The sequence below is a fragment of the Sphingobacterium olei genome (assembly GCF_005048855.1).
In the GTDB taxonomy this organism is placed as follows: Bacteria; Bacteroidota; Bacteroidia; order Sphingobacteriales; family Sphingobacteriaceae; genus Sphingobacterium; species Sphingobacterium olei.
Window position 1 is genome coordinate 400,242 of record NZ_SUME01000003.1, and the last position, 17,894, is coordinate 418,135.

14 protein-coding genes are annotated in these 17,894 nt (G+C 37.7%); 7 read left to right on the forward strand and 7 right to left on the reverse strand.

What is annotated here, in order from left to right:
- Positions 1 to 34: 34 nt before the first annotated feature.
- Entirely contained in the window at positions 35 to 1,477 is a 1,443-nt protein-coding gene (locus tag FAZ15_RS08970; protein ID WP_136900970.1) for an MFS transporter, read from the forward strand.
- A 2-nt stretch (positions 1,478 to 1,479) separates the two neighbouring features.
- Here FAZ15_RS08970 and FAZ15_RS08975 read toward each other — a convergent pair whose 3' ends face one another.
- Genes FAZ15_RS08975 through FAZ15_RS08985 form a run of 3 tightly spaced genes read right to left on the reverse strand, consistent with a single transcriptional unit; the run spans position 1,480 to position 5,846 of the window.
- Positions 1,480 to 2,523 carry a LacI family DNA-binding transcriptional regulator gene (locus tag FAZ15_RS08975; protein WP_136900971.1) on the reverse strand — a complete coding sequence of 348 codons (1,044 nt, stop codon included), beginning with the start codon at positions 2,521 to 2,523 and terminating at the stop codon, positions 1,480 to 1,482.
- A gap of 56 nt (positions 2,524 to 2,579) precedes the next feature.
- On the reverse strand, positions 2,580 to 3,224 hold the full coding sequence (locus FAZ15_RS08980; RefSeq protein ID WP_136900972.1) for a LolA family protein: 645 nt from the start codon (positions 3,222 to 3,224) through the stop codon (positions 2,580 to 2,582).
- Positions 3,225 to 5,846 carry an FtsK/SpoIIIE family DNA translocase gene (locus FAZ15_RS08985; RefSeq protein WP_136900973.1) on the reverse strand — a complete coding sequence of 874 codons (2,622 nt, stop codon included), beginning with the start codon at positions 5,844 to 5,846 and terminating at the stop codon, positions 3,225 to 3,227.
- Between the two features lie 209 nt (positions 5,847 to 6,055).
- Between FAZ15_RS08985 and FAZ15_RS08990 the strand changes: the two genes are divergently transcribed.
- The gene (locus tag FAZ15_RS08990) at positions 6,056 to 6,706 is read left to right on the forward strand and encodes a DUF4397 domain-containing protein (RefSeq protein WP_162304908.1); all 651 of its coding nucleotides are present in this window, start codon (positions 6,056 to 6,058) and stop codon (positions 6,704 to 6,706) included.
- A gap of 28 nt (positions 6,707 to 6,734) precedes the next feature.
- Here the strand turns inward: FAZ15_RS08990 and tyrS are convergent, their stop codons facing one another.
- Entirely contained in the window at positions 6,735 to 8,018 is a 1,284-nt protein-coding gene (tyrS, locus tag FAZ15_RS08995) for a tyrosine--tRNA ligase (protein ID WP_136900975.1), read from the reverse strand.
- A 90-nt stretch (positions 8,019 to 8,108) separates the two neighbouring features.
- On the opposite strand from tyrS, the gene FAZ15_RS09000 reads away from it, so the two are divergent.
- Complete coding sequence (locus FAZ15_RS09000; RefSeq protein ID WP_136900976.1) at positions 8,109 to 8,783, forward strand: ACP phosphodiesterase; 675 nt, start codon at positions 8,109 to 8,111, stop codon at positions 8,781 to 8,783.
- 47 nt (positions 8,784 to 8,830) lie between these two features.
- A complete protein-coding gene (locus FAZ15_RS09005) occupies positions 8,831 to 10,519 on the forward strand; it encodes an amino acid permease (protein WP_136900977.1) in 1,689 nt (562 codons plus the stop codon).
- Between the two features lie 22 nt (positions 10,520 to 10,541).
- Here FAZ15_RS09005 and FAZ15_RS09010 read toward each other — a convergent pair whose 3' ends face one another.
- Entirely contained in the window at positions 10,542 to 12,485 is a 1,944-nt protein-coding gene (locus tag FAZ15_RS09010; RefSeq protein ID WP_136900978.1) for a KUP/HAK/KT family potassium transporter, read from the reverse strand.
- A gap of 217 nt (positions 12,486 to 12,702) precedes the next feature.
- Here FAZ15_RS09010 and FAZ15_RS09015 point away from each other — a divergent pair, with 217 nt between their 5' ends.
- Positions 12,703 to 13,125: a T9SS type A sorting domain-containing protein gene (locus tag FAZ15_RS09015; protein WP_136900979.1), complete on the forward strand. Its 423-nt coding sequence runs from the start codon at positions 12,703 to 12,705 to the stop codon at positions 13,123 to 13,125.
- A 57-nt stretch (positions 13,126 to 13,182) separates the two neighbouring features.
- Here FAZ15_RS09015 and ispG read toward each other — a convergent pair whose 3' ends face one another.
- The gene (gene ispG, locus FAZ15_RS09020) at positions 13,183 to 15,183 is read right to left on the reverse strand and encodes a (E)-4-hydroxy-3-methylbut-2-enyl-diphosphate synthase (protein ID WP_202912354.1); all 2,001 of its coding nucleotides are present in this window, start codon (positions 15,181 to 15,183) and stop codon (positions 13,183 to 13,185) included.
- A gap of 28 nt (positions 15,184 to 15,211) precedes the next feature.
- Positions 15,212 to 16,129, reverse strand: a complete 918-nt coding sequence (locus FAZ15_RS09025; protein WP_136900981.1) for a LiaI-LiaF-like domain-containing protein — start codon at positions 16,127 to 16,129, stop codon at positions 15,212 to 15,214.
- A 221-nt stretch (positions 16,130 to 16,350) separates the two neighbouring features.
- Here FAZ15_RS09025 and FAZ15_RS09030 point away from each other — a divergent pair, with 221 nt between their 5' ends.
- A complete protein-coding gene (locus FAZ15_RS09030; RefSeq protein WP_136900982.1) occupies positions 16,351 to 17,085 on the forward strand; it encodes an MlaE family ABC transporter permease in 735 nt (244 codons plus the stop codon).
- Positions 17,086 to 17,101: 16 nt separating this feature from the next.
- Complete coding sequence (locus tag FAZ15_RS09035; protein ID WP_136900983.1) at positions 17,102 to 17,857, forward strand: ABC transporter ATP-binding protein; 756 nt, start codon at positions 17,102 to 17,104, stop codon at positions 17,855 to 17,857.
- The last annotated feature ends 37 nt before the right edge of the window (positions 17,858 to 17,894 follow it).

The following is a 17,894-nucleotide window of genomic DNA, read 5'->3' on the forward strand; positions in this document are numbered from 1 at the left end:
TTTAATATTTACTAAACCTTGTTATATAAACTTTATGAAGTCTAATTCAATGAGCAAGTACAGGTGGTCAATTTGCGCCTTACTTTTTTTTGCCACTACGATTAACTATTTAGATCGACAAGTATTATCCTTAACCTGGAAAGATTTTATCGCTCCAGAATTTCATTGGACAAATAATGATTATGGTAATATCACCGCTTTGTTTTCTATTTTTTATGCTGTGAGTATGCTTTTTGCTGGTCGATTCGTCGATTGGATGGATACAAAGAAGGGATTCTTATGGGCGATTGGTATATGGTCGATAGGAGCTGTTCTACATGCTTTTTGTGGAATTGCAACGTCGGGTATTGTTGCAGGAGAGTGGTTTGTAGGATTTGAGGGAGCAAAAGAGGCTATTGGCCGGGTACATGATGTTGGTCGAGTAATCAATGTGAGTGTGGTTCTGTTTATTTTTGCACGTTTAATTCTTGCAATTGGTGAGGCCGGTAACTTTCCTGCCGCTATTAAAGCTACAGCGGAATATTTTCCTAAAAAGGATAGAGCATACGCTACGAGCATATTCAATGCTGGAGCGACGGTAGGTGCTTTAGTTGCCCCTTTGAGTATCCCACTGATTGCGAAATTATGGGGATGGGAAATGTCCTTTATTATAATTGGTGCATTGGGTTTTGTGTGGATGGGTTTCTGGGTTTTCATGTATGATAAACCAGAAGGTAATCCTAAAGTAAATGAGACGGAGCTAAATTATATTCAACAAGACAATACGTTAGAAGAAAATGCGGATTTAAATGCCAGAAAGAAAATGGAGAAGGTCTCGATTTTATCGTGTTTGAAATATAAACAGACATGGGCTTTCGCTTTTGGTAAATTTATGACAGATGGCGTGTGGTGGTTTTTCTTGTTTTGGATGCCAGCTTATTTGAGCTCTGTATATGATATCAAATCTTCTGATTTTGAAGGTCAGCTTGCAGTTTTTGTACTTTATGCAATTACACTATTGTCTATCATTGGTGGTTGGTTACCAAGCTATTTCGTAGATAAATTGGGAATGAATCCGTATGCTGGGCGTATGAAAGCCATGCTAATTTTTGCATTTCTTCCGCTCGTGGTGATGTTGGCTCAGCCTTTAGGATATTTGAGCTACTGGTTTCCGGTGGTCTTAATTGGTATAGGGGGGGCGGCGCATCAAGCGTGGTCTGCGAATATTTTCTCTACCGTGGGTGACATGTTCCCTAAGAAAGCAATTGCTACCGTAACCGGGATTGGCGGACTAGCCGGAGGAATCGGAGCTTTTATAATCAATAAGTCTTCAGGTGTACTTTTTGATTTTGCGGGGCGTACTAATATGCAGTTTATGGGGTTCCAGGGTGAAGAAGCCGGATATTTTATTATATTCTCGATTTGCGGAGTTGCCTATCTGATAGCGTGGACCGTAATGAAAGCTTTAGTGCCTAAAATGAAATTAGTCGAGATGTAGGTTTAAGAATCTACATCTGTTGACTTTCGAAGTTGAATAGATGAATCAAGTTTAAATTCTTGAAAATCTATTTGACTTCGATTTTTTTTGTTAGTTATGAGTTTAATAAGCATTTCAACCGATAGAGCGGCGATTTCTGCTGTAGGTTGTCTGATCGTCGATAACGCGGGGTTAAGACTATTCGCTATCTCTGTATTTGCGAATCCTATTACTGCCAATTCATTAGGTACTTGAATTTTTAGATCTGCCAATATTCCCAATACACGAGTAGTCAAGGTATCGGTAGTGCCGAAAATAGCATTTGGTGCAATGGATGAATCCTTCATTAAAACAGCTATTTTTTCTTTCAGATCATTGTCAAAATCTTCGAAACTATTGTTGTAATTACAGTAAACGATATACTCCTGAATTAATTCAATGTCATTTTTTTTGAGCGCCTCTTCGTAGCCTGCAAGTCGTTCCTTTGTAACACCTATATTTTTGCCACAAAGGATGATAATCCTTCTTCGTCCTACCTTGATTAATTCCGCAGTAGCATCAAGCCCACTCTGGAAATTATTAACGCCTATCTTGTAAGTATCGAGGTCGTAATTGATTCGATCAAATATAATAACAGGGCAAGTGCTCTCATGAATTTTTTTTAATAATGCTATGTTGGATGTCTCATGAGCGGGAGAAATGATAATGCCGTCTATTCCTTGATTTAAAAGTGTCTGTATTGCCTTTGTCTCTATTTCTTCGGAATCCTTACTCTGCATAATGATCAAGTTGAAATTATGTAAGCTAGCATAGTTGTGCAGACTCTCAATAATCTGACTGTGAAAGGGATTGCCGATAGAGGGCAGTATGACACCAATACTATTAGATCTGCCCAGTTTCAAGTATTTGGCCAAAGGATTTGGTTGGTAATTACGTTCCTTTGCAAATTTCTTCACAATTTCCTTTGTAGCATCGCTTATTTCATGGCTATCGTTTAAAGCTTTGGAGACTGTAGATACAGACATGTTCAAAACTTTAGCCATTTCCTTAAGTGTTACCTTACTCATCCTTCAAAGTCTAATTTCTTAAAGATACAAAAATACATCTAAGTTAATTCGATTAATTACCTCAAGTCTACGACTTCGAAACCCGGATGATCCTTCTTGTTAAATACGAATCGTGAACTTGGAATTTGATGATTGACATACAGTTTCTGGATCGTATATGTGTATTTAGAACCCGATTTGTCATAAATACTGACATCATGAATATGTTTGTTTTTATTTATACGCACCTTAATTTTGAAATAGTTCTTTTTTGCATCCAAGGGAGCCATTTCAATTACGGATAATGTATTTGACCCTACGGTCTCGTCAGACATCCCTATGTATTTAAAGCCTGTTCTGTAAAAAGTAAAGAGATTATTCGGGCCGATAGCATCTGTACTGTTTTCTGCGTCGGTTATTTGAATTTCTTTTTCTTCTCTCAAGACTGTCCATACAGAATGACCATCCGAGATAAGTTGTTGGTTTTGAAGTTTAATCTGATATTGATTTTTACCCTTATTTAGGTATAATGTGCCTTGATCTGAATAGGATTTGTTGTCAGTGTCTGTGGCTAGAAAACCAAAATCGGCCTGTGCAGTTGAATAACTGTCATACTTTTTTGCTACTGCATCCAACATCTTTTTTGCGCCAGCATCCGACTGGGCACTCGTAGAAAGAGTAGCACAGGCAAATAATAGGACTAAAATATATCTCTTCATCATCTAATTTTGATTTCTTAATGTTTCTAAATATTGCTCCAAGGAATATTCATCTGGATAAAGCACTTCTCTGGCTTTACTTCCTTCAAATGGGCCTACAATTCCAGCAGACTCCAATTGATCAATGATACGTCCTGCTCTATTGTATCCCAACTTCAGCTTACGCTGAATTAAGGACGTAGAGCCTTGTTGATGCATAACGATAAGACGAGCAGCTTCTTCAAAAAGCTGATCTCTATCGGATAGATCGAAATCCATTGACCCACTTCCTTCTCCGGATTCATCGACATATTCCGGAAGCATGAATGCGGAAGGATATCCCCGTTGGTTTCCAATAAAATCTGATATTCCTTCAACTTCGGGTGTATCCACAAAAGCACATTGGATACGGATTAAATCAGATCCGGTTGATAATAACATATCTCCACGTCCAATAAGCTGATCGGCTCCTCCCGAATCCAAGATCGTTCGTGAATCTACTTTAGACAATACACGAAATGCCAAACGTGCTGGGAAATTGGCTTTGATCGTACCTGTAATAATATTCACGGAGGGACGTTGTGTCGCAATAACCAAGTGAATACCTACTGCGCGTGCCAATTGCGCCAATCGCGCGATTGGCGTCTCAACTTCTTTTCCAGCTGTCATCATCAAATCTGCAAACTCATCAACAATAAGAACTATAAAAGGTAAGAATCGATGACCCTCCTCAGGGTTTAATCTGCGGTTGATAAATTTTACGTTATATTCTTTTAAATTTCGTACCTGAGCATTTTTGAGTAGGTCATAACGCTGATCCATTTCTATGCAAAGAGAGTTAAGCGTATTGATTACTTTTTTTGTATCAGTAATAATAGCATCCTCCTCTCCGGGCAGTTTAGCCAAGAAATGGCGTTCTATTTTTTTGAAAAGCGATAGCTCTACTTTTTTGGGATCGACCAATACAAATTTTAGTTCTGATGGATGCTTTTTATATAATAGCGAAGTCAAAATTGCGTTTATACCAACAGATTTTCCCTGGCCTGTAGCTCCTGCTACCAACAAGTGAGGCATCTTGGCCAAATCCGCGATGTAAACTTCATTAGAGATGGTTTTGCCTAATGCAATAGGCAAATCCATCTCTGTTTTTTGAAATTTTTCCGTTGCTAAGACCGAACGCATGGATACCATTTCGGGATTACTATTAGGAACTTCAATACCAATCGTTCCTTTTCCGGGCATAGGAGCAATAATACGAATTCCTAATGCCGCCAAACTCAAAGCGATATCGTCTTCTAGATTTTTTATCTTTGAAATACGAACTCCTGGTTTCGGGATTATTTCGTATAATGTCACTGTCGGACCGATGGTGGCTTTAATATGTTCAATTTCGATATTGTAGTTTCGTAATGTATCTACAATTTTATTTTTATTCGCTTCTAATTCGTGTTGGTTGATCGTTATTTTACCGCTTCCATATTCTTTTAACAATTCAAGAGTCGGGTGTTGATAACCTGAAAGATCAAGTTTTGGGTCATATTCTCCAAATTCGGCTACAAGGTCATTTGCTGTTATCGCTTTTTCTTCTTTTACTTCGGTAACACTCAAAATAGGTTCGTCCGGTTGATTTGGAGTCTCAATTTCTAAAGGAGTGTCTAAAGACAATTCGATCTCTTGGAGATCTGTATCCGCACTCTTAGTTTTGTTTTGGGCAAACGACGGTTTGGTGTCGAAATGTATGCTATTTGTGATTTCTTCTTCATCCAGCTTTTCTTGTTCTTCGTAACTATTGTGTTCAAAACTTACATTGGGTGTAATTGCTGTATTGGAAGATGACACGACGGGAGTAGTTTTGTGTAAGTTTTCGCTAAAGGAAGTAGATTCACTGTCCTCCTCTACATCATCCCCGTATTTAGAGACCTTTTTGATGGCTTTTTCTTTTTGAAACGAAAATTTAAGATCAAAATTATAAATTAATATCAGGATCGTAAGATAGGCAAAGATCAATAATCCGGCAACGCCAAATTTTCCGATCTGTGCGTTCAACAACTGATTGCTCCAATAACCGAATTTCCCCTCCAGAATATGGGGTGTTTCTGCAATATAATCTTGAATAAAACCTAAGGTAATCGATAGGTAAATAATGCCTAGACAGGAATACAGAAGTGTTTTCCAAATTGGAAGTACAGATTTGCGGTATATCAACTTATATCCTACTACAAAAAGCATCAATATAAACAAGAAAGAAGCTACTCCAAACCATTCGTATATAAATTGATTGGATAATAGTGCGCCGAGTTTGCCTAATTTATTTTGTACAACGGTTGCATCGATCGTGTCATCTGTTATTTCTTCATGCGTACTGAGTAAGGTGTTCCAGCCTCCATTGCTGGTCGCGATATAACTTTGGTCTTCTTTCCAGGTAAATAAGTATGAAACAAAAGATACTGCAAATGCGAAAGCTGTCAACAACAGCAGCAAGCCAAGTATCTTTAAAACTTTGCGTTGACCTTCTGAAAAATCGATATTATCAAATGATTTAACAAAAGAGTCTCTTTTTTTATAGGTGATTTTAGTAGAATCCTTACTTTCTTTGGAATTTCTAGATTGGCTACTATTTTTGAATGTATTTCCTTTATATGCCATGAAAATGTGATAATCTTCCCCATACAAACTTAAAAAAAATAGCTATAAAAGTGTCGTGTTAAAATGTATTTCTATTAACTTGTAGCAATTAATCTGGTTATAACGTTTTTTGTTCATATGCAAATAATTATTTCATGAGCTCGCCTACATTTAGAAAATTAAAACTTATGGTATCTAGGATATTGTTTTTTTTGTGGGGTATCATATCTATGACTTTGTTTGCTTGTAACAAAGCGAATATAGATGAGATGTACGATAATGTGGTTAATTTGTCTTCGGTGGCTGTTGTAAATGCGGTGCCGGGATCAGTTGGCATGGATGTGTTTGTGAATCAAAATCGAATGAATAACACGTCTGAAAAGTTAATTTTTGGAGAGCATATTCCGTATAGAAATATGTATGCTGGGGAGGTTGAGCTTTCATTAACCAGTTATTTCGGGGCTAAACAAGAGACGTATAAAGAGAAGCTGACATTTCAATCGAACAAGATCTATAGTGTGTTTGTCTATAGAGATGGTGGCCTGAAGCTGTTACAATCGGAAGATAACGTATTGTTGCCGGCTAAAGGCCAAGCAAAATTCCGTGTCGTCCATCTGGGCGGAAATGTATCATCTTTGAAGATTTCTTCAATTGAGAAGGAAGTTAATTTTCAAAGTGTTAAGTATAAAGATGTGTCGTCTTTTATCAATATAGCTATTAATAAAAGATATAGTTTTGAAATTACGGACGGAAATGCTGAGGTAAAAATAGAACTGGATTTTGAACCGCAAAACCAAGGAATCTATACTTTGTTAATAAAAGGGGATAAAAAAGACAGTGCTGGAGAAGGCGGCATCGATGCCAAAATTATAAAACATTAAAGGATGCCCTTAGGCATCCTTTAATGTTTTATTCAGCGATGATAAGGAAGTAGTTCTTTTTCCCTTTTTGAATGATTAGGTATTTACTACTTATTAAGTTTGACGAGGTAACGATCTGTTCGATATCAACTAACTTTTCTTTATTCAATGAGACACCTCCGCCCTGTAGCATTTTACGAGCCTCGCCTTTGGAAAGAAACACATGGGTGTTGTTGGCTAATAAATCGAGGATATTGATCCCTTTTTCTAAATCAGCCTTATTTACGGTGTATTGCGGAACACCTTCAAACACCTCCAAGACGCCTTCATGATCTAAATGATCTAAAAACTCTAACGAACCATTCCCAAATAAAAAATCAGTAGTTTTTAATGCTGTTTCGTAATCTTTTTCAGAATGCGTACGGATTGTTATATCTTTAGCTAACGCCTTTTGAACTGTTCTTGTGTGGGGTGCTGCATCATGTTCTGCTATGATATGATCAATCTCTTCTTTCGACTTCAATGTGAAGATTTTAATCCAGTTTTTAGCGTCATCATCTGATGTATTTAACCAGAATTGGTAGTATTTAAATGGAGAAGTTTTTTTAGGATCTAACCATACTGCTCCAGATTCTGTTTTGCCAAATTTTTGTCCGTCTGCTTTTTTTATCAGTTGTGTAGTAATGGCATAGGCTGTTCCTTGATCTTGACGTCTGATTATTTCACTACCGGTCACAATATTACCCCATTGATCGGATCCTCCCATCTGTACTTTACAATTGTGGTGTTTCCATAAATAATAAAAGTCGTATCCTTGGATCAATTGATAAGTGAATTCCGTGAAGGATAAACCATTGTCTCCTTCGAGACGTTTCTTTACAGAATCTTTCGCCATCATGTAATTGACAGTGATTAATTTACCAACATCACGAATAAACGTTAAAAAACTGAAATCTTTAAACCAATCGTAATTGTTGACCATTTTTGCGCCATTGTCTCCTGCTCCAAATTCCAGAAATTTAGACAGCTGGTTCTTTAAACAATTTACATTGTGTTGTAAGGTCTCTTCGTCCAGAAGATTTCTTTCTGCAGATTTAAAAGATGGATCTCCGATCATTCCGGTTGCTCCACCTACTAATGCCACAGGTTTGTGCCCCGCATTTTGGAAGTGAATCAATGTCATGATCTGCGTTAAATGACCGACATGTAATGAATCCCCTGTCGGATCAAAACCTATATACCCTGCGACTTTCTCTTTATTTAATAATTCTTCTGTACCGGGCATGATGTCTTGAAGCATGCCTCTCCAACGTAATTCTTCTACAAAACTCATGTGAAATGATTTAGAATTTTTTATTAAGATTGCAAATATACGAGATTAAGCCGTATCTTACGATACGTAATAATATATATACTTTGCTCAGTGAATTTTTTATCTCATTTCTATTTTGAACGGTTTGCTTTGGACGCTGAAAAAGTCCTAGGTGCATTACTACCCGACTTACTTAAAAATGCAGATAAAAGCTATTCTTTTCAAATTCATAAATATAAAGATCAACTTCACTTTCATCCGAAAGGTATTGCATTATATGAAGGATGGAGCCGACACGTAGCAGTAGATAAATTATTTCATAGTTCGGATTTTTTCTATACGCATACGCATAGCCTGCGTAAGCAAATCGAATACACTGTGCAGGATCTGCCGATCCGAGCTTCCTTTCTTGCTCATATCAGTTTAGAGCTTTTGTTAGATCACTTACTCATTAAGCATAGTATTTTGAATGTGAATAGACTATACGAGCATTTGATTGCAATCGACCGTTCTGTTTTAACACACTTTCTGAAGGTACTTGGTGGGGTAGATATTGAACGTTTTTTTGATTACTATGATGGCTTTATCGCATCAAAATATATCGTACAATATGATGATATCAATAATATCTCCTACGCCCTTTTCAATATTTGTAGACGAGTCTGGGATTTTAAAGAAAGTGACCGGCACGTTGCGGAGTTAACCAACCATTTGATAAATTATGAGGTCAATTATTTGAAAAATTACAAAGAAATCTTTTTAGTAATTCAAGATAAAATAGAATAGTTGATGATATTTTATCATTTTTGTTGTCAACAAACTTTTAATCTATTATGGCAAATAGACTTTTCAGGAAGAAAAGCGTGGAACAAATCTTGTCCGATTCGGAATCTCACGGCTCGGGTTTAGCAAAAATTTTAGGCGTAAGAGACTTGGTGTCTTTAGGGATTGCTGCTATTGTTGGTGCGGGTATATTCAGTACCATTGGTTTGGCTTCATATAATGGAGGACCTGCTGTTTCTTTGCTTTTTGTTTTTGTCGCATTTGCTTGTGTTTTCACTGCGTTATCTTATGCCCAGTTTGCGAGTACTGTGCCAGTTTCAGGAAGTGCGTATACATATGCTTATGTGGCATTTGGAGAGTTGTTTGCGTGGATAATTGGATGGGCACTCGTGTTAGAATATGCGGTTTCAAACATGGTAGTCGCCATTTCCTGGTCTCAATATTTTGTTTCGATGTGTGAGGGGTTTGGAATCCATATCCCTCGTTGGCTGACAATGGCACCGGCCTATGCGTCTGAAGCCTATGCCAAAATGCAGGAAGTAGGTGAAGAAAACCTAAGTGGCATTGATAAAATTGGCCTGCAGGCGTTTGAAACAGCTCCCCGTATAGCGGGATTTCCTATAATTTTCGATCTGCCTGCCGGATTGATTACGGTTTTTGTGACCTGGTTAGTTTATATTGGAATTAAAGAATCCAGACGTGCCAGCAATATTATGGTCGTCATTAAAATAGGTGTCATTCTCGCTGTTATTTTCGGGGGATTATTTTTTGTGAAGCCAGAAAACTGGACGCCTTTTGCGCCAAAGGGCTTGGGAGGGGTGTTAAGTGGTGTGGCGGCGGTATTCTTTGCTTTCATTGGCTTTGATTCCATTTCGACAACAGCGGAAGAATGTAAAAATCCACAGCGTGATCTACCTAAGGCCATGATTTACTGTCTTGTAATATGCGCTGTTTTATATGTTGCCATTACGCTGGTACTAACGGGGATGGTTAATTATTCCGAACTAAATGTGAAAGATCCATTGGCCTATGTTTTTCATTACGTGGGATTCGATCAAATGGCGGGGATTATTTCGGTTACATCCGTCATTGCCATCACATCTGCATTGTTGGTCTTTCAATTGGCGCAGCCGCGTATTTGGATGACAATGAGCAGAGATGGATTATTAAGCAAAAAATTCGCTAAAATACACCCGAAATATAAAACACCTTCCTACGCGACGATTGTCACCGGCTTTGTCGTCGCTGTACCCGCTTTATTTATGAAAATGGACTTTTTCGTTGATTTGACAAGCGTGGGAACTTTCTTTGCTTTTATATTAGTATGCGGAGGCGTATTGTATATGGATCATTCAGGGCTTTCTGAAAAGTCAAAATTTAAGGTGCCGTATGTTAACGGTAAATATGTTGTAGGGATTGGATTTATAGTTGGTCTCGTATTGCTGTATTTATATGGTCAGGACGGGCTTTCTGAATGGAGAACATTGGGAACAAAACAAGTGATACTTCACAAGTCGCTCGTAGTCGTATTCTGGGGAACTTGGTTTGTAATGAGCATATTTAGTTTTAAGAACAATTTCTCTCTCTTGCCGGTTATGGGAATATTAATCAACCTATATTTGATGAGTGAGCTCGGTGCGAGTAATTGGTTGATCTTTATCATTTGGCTTGTTATTGGATTGGTCATCTACTTTATGTACGGATATCGGCATTCAAAACTCAATAGTGTGAAAGAATAAGGCAGGGGGAAATCCCCCTGCCTTATTTGAGTCTTCTCAATTGGATATCATCTGTGTTGGGAATGTTGAGTGGTACGCGTTCCAGCGTAACAAAGCTACTATCCAGCCCAAAACCTTTTTCTTCACTCAGACTGAAATGTTTGAGTAGTTTATATATTTCCATGATAATTCTATTTCCCCAACTGAGCTCCGAAGTTTTGCTGAATATTTTTTCAAGGACAACAAAATTGAAGTCGCCGGTAACTTTATATTTATTTAAGGTCTTGCAATGACTTGTGATGTCAATTTCACCCTTATTTACCATATCTTCTACTACTTTACGAAAAAGAAGGCTAATGCGCTGCTCTTCTCTAAATCCTAATTTGAAGTCAATTCTAACCAATTTTCCTGGAATTAGTTGAGTAACTAGATAATCTCTTGCATGAGGTGTATCCATTACATCTACGTGCACAATCCAATAGACATCGGCACGTTTCGGTTTTTTATTGATGATTGAGTACATCACTTTTGCTTCTATTTCCTCTTTATTGTTGGCACTCGTCAAGTACACCAATTGAGATGCGAATGTCGGAACGGATATATCATCGCTTAGTTCCGCTATTAACGGATAATACTGTTTAATGTCAACGAAGCGCACGTATCGATTTTTAATTTTTCGGGCACCGTACCAACAGAACATGACAATGAAAACAGAAGAAGCCAACAGCAATGTAAGCCATCCGCCATGTTCTAACTTGATCATGTTACCTAATAAAAACGTAATTTCAATACTAAAGAAAACGAGGGCAAATAGAATAATCCAGATTTTATTAATATGCTTTCGAAGCATAAAGAAACACATCAATATCGTAGTGGTGATAAAAGTCAAGTTGATCGCTAGGCCATATGCAGCTTCCATGTTGCTGGACTCTCTGAAAACAAAGATAATAAGCATACAGCCTGCGAATAAAATCAGGTTAATGGAGGGTACGTACAACTGGCCTTTTTGATTTGAGGGGTATCGGATGGCTACTTTAGGCCAGATATTAAGTTTTACTGCTTCTGAAATGAGTGTAAATGATCCGGATATCATAGCCTGACTGGCGATTATGGCAGCTATGGTAGCTATGGTGACACCATAAATTACAAACCAATCGGGCATAATTGCATAAAATGGATTAGTGTCGCCAATTTGACCGCCCTCGTGCAGTAGTAACCACGCTCCCTGTCCGAAATAATTTAAGATCAGAGATAGTTTTACAAAAATCCAACTGATACGGATATTTGCCTTTCCGCAGTGTCCCATGTCCGAATACAGCGCCTCAGCACCCGTAGTACATAGAAATATAGCTCCAATTATAAAAAGTGCGTTTGGGTAATTTACTAATGTTTCAATTGCATAATAAGGATTGATTGCTTTTAGTACCTGTGGCGCGTTGTCAATATATCTAAACCCAAGAAAAGCGATAGTAGAAAACCAAATAAACATGAGGGGACCAAAGATCCTGCCTACGATGGATGTGCCAAATCGCTGAATTAAAAACAATAAAGAAATAATAGCTATCACGACGGGGACAGTTGGGAAGCCGGGGTTTTGAATTGCTAAACCCTCTACGGCAGAAGAAATGGTAATCGCCGGTGTGATCATACCGTCGGCGAGTAGAGTAGAGGCGCCGATGATAGCGGGAATGATCAACCATTTTGCTTTTCTTTTTACCAATGAATAGAGGGACAGGATACCACCTTCTCCTTTATTATCGGCATTAAGTGTGATAATTACATATTTAATTGTTGTTTGGAGTGTTAATGTCCAAAAAACACAAGAGATACTGCCAATGACTAGGTTACTATCGATTGTTCCTTTGTTGAATATCGCTTTGAAAACGTAGAGAGGTGAAGTGCCTATATCTCCAAAAATAATGCCTAGCGCTACTAATAAGCCGCCCGCGCTTAGGCGATTTATGGAATGTTGATGGTCTGTTGCCATTTTAATGTTGTATAAAAAGATCGCTTAAAAAACTACGCGAAGTTAACACGAAATATTTGGGTAACGTTTATTCTTGTTAAAAATTGTTAAAAGAAGTGATTTTTTTGAGAAATCTTAGAATTATGTAGACAATAAACTACCTTTGTATTAGGATTTTTGGATTGAAAGTCATAGTTTTGATTAAACCAAATGTCAGCTCAATTGTTCTAAACTATAAATGAAATTTAGTGTCCACAAAATAGTAAAATTAGGAGTTGTCAATACATTGTTATTGACCTCTGTTACTACTGCATATGCGAGTGGAGCTAATGCCTATTTTGGTACTTCGGCATCATCATATAAAATGTCTTCAATGGTAAATGAAGAAGAGAACGAGAAGAACATTAATAATGTTAAAGTGTTTTATAATCCGGTATCTCAGCAAATCAACGTTTCTTTTAAGCTATCTAAGCAAGGTACGGTGAGTATTAAATTGATGGATGCGTTAGGAAATGAGATTTTGAATTTATCAAATTCTACTTTGGAAAGTGGAAATCAATCTTTTGCTTTTGATACGAATGACAAAATAACCCCCGGTTTTTATTTTCTTCGAGTAGTTGTCGGCGGAGAGGCTGTGGTAAAAAGAATGTCTATACGATAATTTTATCGATTGAAATACCTAATTTATATCGAGCGCGTTCATTAGAGCGCGCTCGCTCTATTCTGCATCAATCCATAAACCATCATTTTTTATGATCCCTATGAGTTCGTCCAATGCATTTGCTGAACTCACGTTTCTTTTCACGACTTCCTTCCCTCTATAGAGCGTTATTTTGTCTGGTCCGGCACCTACGTATCCATAATCGGCATCTGCCATTTCTCCAGGGCCATTTACGATGCATCCCATGATGCCGATTTTTAGACCTTTCAAATGATTTGTTCGGCTCCGGATCATTTGGGTAGTCTCTTGAAGGTCAAATAATGTACGTCCACAGCTTGGACAGGATATATACTCCGTTTTAGATATGCGCGAACGTGTTGCTTGAAGTATTCCGAAAGATAGGGAGCTTAAGTTGCTTAATGGCGTAGCAGGAGAGTCAATCCATATACCCGAGCCTAAACCATCAATTAAAAGTGCGCCGAGATCCGTTGCCGCATATACCTGGATTTTAGAGACAGGTTCTTCAGGATTCATGAGATCACCAAAAGGACCGTTGAATTCCTCAGGAGGATAAGATCGCTTAATAATAACGGGAACATCTAATCCTATTTCCTGTATGTTGGCAAAAAATTTACGTTGATCGGCCATCCCATGAAGATGATCGGTTTCTAACAAGAAGACGACGGTTTTGTCAATTTGAAGGTTAGCAAATTCGTCAGATGCCAAGAGTACATTTGATATATAGACAATATTCAGTACTGGATCTTTTTCGGTTGCCCTATTAAATTCATCTAATCGATATATCGGATGAATATTGCTCCTTGATTTTAAGCTGCCCCAGGTTTTATAATCGTATAATTGCTTGAGGTTACCAGGCATTGTAAAAGACGGAAGTTGATCAGCTAAATAAACAAAATCTACGGATTGTTCTCCCATGTGATACTTATCCAACAATGCATCATATTTATAACCAACTGCATGGAGGACAAAAGGATCTTGTAAGTTTTCTTTTGAGATATCCACAATAATACGTGGAACTAATGACCCTCCAACAAAAGTATTTACTTCGGAAGACACATATGCTTTGGTTTCATCGGACGAAGAAATATTCAAAATAGGAGTGTGTTCATTTTTGCTCAACGCTTCTGCCCGTTTGGTATATCTATTTACCAGAGCTATGGCTACGGGAGCTTCTTTTTCGGGTTCTTCTGTTAGGGAAACACGTACGGTATCTCCCAGTCCATCCTCCAACAAAGTTCCAATCCCTACAGCGGATTTTATACGGCCATCCTCTCCATCGCCTGCTTCTGTTACCCCAAGATGGAGTGGGTAATTCATGTTTTCTATAACCATTTTTTCCACAAGGAGTCGGTACGCTTGTACCATTACCTGCGGATTGGATGATTTCATGGATACCACAAGGTTGTAATAATTTAAATCTTCGCAGATGCGTATAAATTCTAAGGCAGATTCTACCATACCTTCTGGAGTGTCTCCATATCTGCTCATGATGCGGTCGGAAAGAGAACCATGATTTGTACCTATACGCATGGCTGTGCCGTATTCTTTACAAATATGTACCAATGGAGCAAATTTTTTGTAGATACGATCCAATTCTGCTTGGTAAGCAGCATCTGTGTAATCTATTTCATCAAATTTCTTTTTATCGGCATAGTTCCCAGGATTTATTCTTACTTTTTCTACGATTCTTGCGGCGACTTCTGCTGCATTGGGCGTAAAGTGTATGTCGGCTACTAACGGAACATGATAGCCTCTGAGATGAAGTTCATTTTTTATATTGGCAAGGTTTTCGGCTTCTTTAATACTTGGAGCAGTGATGCGGACATATTCGCACCCTGCATCTACCATCTTGATGATCTGTTCTACGGACCCCATAGTATTCATGGTATCTACCGTGGTCATACTTTGTATACGGATAGGATTGTCTCCACCCATGGGAATATCGCCTATAGAAACCTCTCTTGTTTTATATCTAGAATAGATGTTTTTAGAATTGCAATATCTTCCAGGTAATATCAATGTGTTTGTTGTCTCCATATTAGAAACAAAGTTAGCCATTTATAACTTAAAACCTATTTATTGATAGTGAATTGGCTGCACCCGAAATTTTAATAATATACTTGTTCTGTGCCGTGTCAAAATTTAGCGTTTTATGTATGTTGTCCTCTTTAATGTCCAAGCCTTTGAATTTTTTGCCCGATAAAAAGCTGTCATTTTCAATCATACACGCCGCGTTTTTCGGCAGATTGATTTTACAACTAGAAGCAGCCGTATTTATCTCAATGGTGGTAACGCTTAATTGGGGTTGTCCTAGTGTTAGATCTATACTCGCTGCACCCGAATTAATGGATAGATTTGCCAATTTATAATTCGATAGATCCCCCTTGAAAGAGGATGCTCCTATGTTAAATTCCATGTTCCAAATCGGATTTCTGTTCAATGCAAAGTTGATGGTATTCCCTGAGGAATTATCCTTTTTTATTTTATTGATAAGTTCAATCTTTGTCAGCTTTTCTTCATCTGTCACTTCAAGTTTAAGACCCATATTGCCATTAGGACTTGAGGCTTTAATGAGTTCTTCGGAAGGCAGGCTGTCAAGAAACAGGGAGGTAGCACCGGCACTGACTTCAAGTTTGACTTCTTGAATATCATTTGTAAAAGGATGAGATACGACTTGTTCTAAACCGAGGGTGTCGTTTTTATTTTCGATATTAATATTTCCAAATTTATTGAAAGAAAACTTTTCTAAAGAAGTCAAGCCAATGATCATTAGAAATATACATATGGAGACGTTAATAATAGATGTGACAAGTGTTCCAAACTTTCTGTTCTGAAGAATTAGGTTTGCCCCAATAGCTACTATGATAAGTGGCCAATATTTAAAAATGGCGTAAAAATTGAAATTGACTACTCCAAAGTTGTGAAGTAGAATAATAACTCCAAAGAAGATAAACCAAATGCCTGTAGTGATTTTACTGTTCATATTCGATTGTTAAAGATAGCATTTTTAGTTGTTTTATTGGTAACAAAAATAGGGCTATATGTATGGCTATACTATTTGAATTAGGTTATTTGATCCCTATTTTCGGTAAAGGGGATGATTCTGTCGGTAAGTGATTTAAAGATGCATGGGAACAAATACTCAAAAAAATCGGGTATACTATTAATAAATATGTATTTTAGCATAAACCGTAAGTAAGTTATATGATTTTCTATCATTTTGGTGAATATTTGCTGCTGCTAAAGAAGGTTTTCAAGAAGCCGGAAAAGTGGAAAATTTATTGGAAAGAGATCTTACATGAAATGAATGAGATCGGAGTAGGATCCATTGGCTTGATTGTCATTATATCTACTTTTATTGGAGCAGTAATGACGATGCAAATTGCATTTCAATTGGTTTCCGATTTAATACCTAATTCAATTATCGGACAGATTAACCGCGACTCTAATATTCTGGAGCTGGGGCCTACTATTTCCGCCTTGGTTCTCATGGGAAAAGTAGGTTCGTCAATTTCTTCACAAATTGGATCTATGCGGGTCACTGAACAAATCGATGCCTTGGAAATTATGGGCATAAATGCCGCCGGGTACTTAATTCTTCCCAAGATAGTCGCTGGTGTAGTCATGATGCCTATTGTAGTCATTATTGCTATTTTTTGTGCTTTAGTAGGTGGGTTGCTTGGTGGTTCATTGACGGGGGCGGTCAGCGCTGGAGATTACATCATTGGAATTAGGGAATCTTTTAAGGGTTTTACGATGGTGGTTGCGATGGTTAAAGCTGTTTTTTATGGTTTTATCATTACTTCTGTACCCGCTCACAAGGGTTTTCATGTGCGAGGTGGTGCTTTAGAAGTGGGGCAAGCAGGTACGAGAGCAGTAGTTATAGGCTGTATTGCTATTCTTGCTAGTGATTACATCATTACCGCTTTACTTTTATAAAAATAGGGATGAATTTATGATTGAGATACAGAATATACATAAAGCTTTTGGTGATAATCAAGTATTGAAGGGGATAGATGCGGTATATGAACCAGGAAAAGTAAGTATGATTATCGGTGGATCGGGTTCGGGTAAAAGTACGCTTCTTAAATGTATAGTCGGTCTGCATCAACCAGATCAAGGGAGAGTGTTCTTTGGTAAACAGGAGTTTACGAAGATGGATTTTGAGGAAAAAGTGCCCATTCGTAAGGAAATTGGTATGCTTTTTCAAGCGTCAGCGTTATTTGACTCGATGACTGTGGAACAAAATATTGTGTTTACACTGGATATGTTCACTGAAATGAGTCTTGCTGAAAAAGTAGATAGGGCAAATTTTTGTTTGGAACGGGTTAACTTAGCCGGTAAAAATAACTTGTTTCCCGCAGAATTGTCTGGAGGAATGAAAAAACGTGTAGGTATTGCGCGTGCTATTAGCATGAATCCAAAATACTTGTTTTGTGATGAACCGAATTCGGGATTAGATCCCGCGACGTCAATATTAATTGATGAGTTAATTCAGGATTTGACAGAAGAGTACCAATCGACGACTATTGTTGTAACTCATGATATGAACTCTGTTATGGGGATAGGGGAATATGTGATGTTTCTCCATAAAGGTGAAAAATTTTGGGAAGGATCTAATAAAGACATGCTCAAATCAGATGTGAAGGAACTTAATGATTTTGTGTTTGCAAGTCCATTAATGAAAGCTGCTCGAGAAACGATGAAATAAATAATAAATAATCATATCTAACATCTATCTTTGCACA

Bases quoted from the DNA above. Each gene is read 5' to 3' on its own strand.
- FAZ15_RS08970 (WP_136900970.1), top strand. From the start codon at position 35: ATGAAGTCTAATTCAATGAGCAAGTACAGGTGGTCAATTTGCGCCTTA.
- FAZ15_RS08975 (WP_136900971.1), bottom strand. From the start codon at position 2,523: ATGAGTAAGGTAACACTTAAGGAAATGGCTAAAGTTTTGAACATGTCT.
- FAZ15_RS08980 (WP_136900972.1), bottom strand. From the start codon at position 3,224: ATGATGAAGAGATATATTTTAGTCCTATTATTTGCCTGTGCTACTCTT.
- FAZ15_RS08985 (WP_136900973.1), bottom strand. From the start codon at position 5,846: ATGGCATATAAAGGAAATACATTCAAAAATAGTAGCCAATCTAGAAAT.
- FAZ15_RS08990 (WP_162304908.1), top strand. From the start codon at position 6,056: ATGACTTTGTTTGCTTGTAACAAAGCGAATATAGATGAGATGTACGAT.
- tyrS (WP_136900975.1), bottom strand. From the start codon at position 8,018: ATGAGTTTTGTAGAAGAATTACGTTGGAGAGGCATGCTTCAAGACATC.
- FAZ15_RS09005 (WP_136900977.1), top strand. From the start codon at position 8,831: ATGGCAAATAGACTTTTCAGGAAGAAAAGCGTGGAACAAATCTTGTCC.
- FAZ15_RS09010 (WP_136900978.1), bottom strand. From the start codon at position 12,485: ATGGCAACAGACCATCAACATTCCATAAATCGCCTAAGCGCGGGCGGC.
- FAZ15_RS09015 (WP_136900979.1), top strand. From the start codon at position 12,703: ATGAAATTTAGTGTCCACAAAATAGTAAAATTAGGAGTTGTCAATACA.
- ispG (WP_202912354.1), bottom strand. From the start codon at position 15,183: ATGGAGACAACAAACACATTGATATTACCTGGAAGATATTGCAATTCT.
- FAZ15_RS09025 (WP_136900981.1), bottom strand. From the start codon at position 16,129: ATGAACAGTAAAATCACTACAGGCATTTGGTTTATCTTCTTTGGAGTT.
- FAZ15_RS09030 (WP_136900982.1), top strand. From the start codon at position 16,351: ATGATTTTCTATCATTTTGGTGAATATTTGCTGCTGCTAAAGAAGGTT.
- FAZ15_RS09035 (WP_136900983.1), top strand. From the start codon at position 17,102: ATGATTGAGATACAGAATATACATAAAGCTTTTGGTGATAATCAAGTA.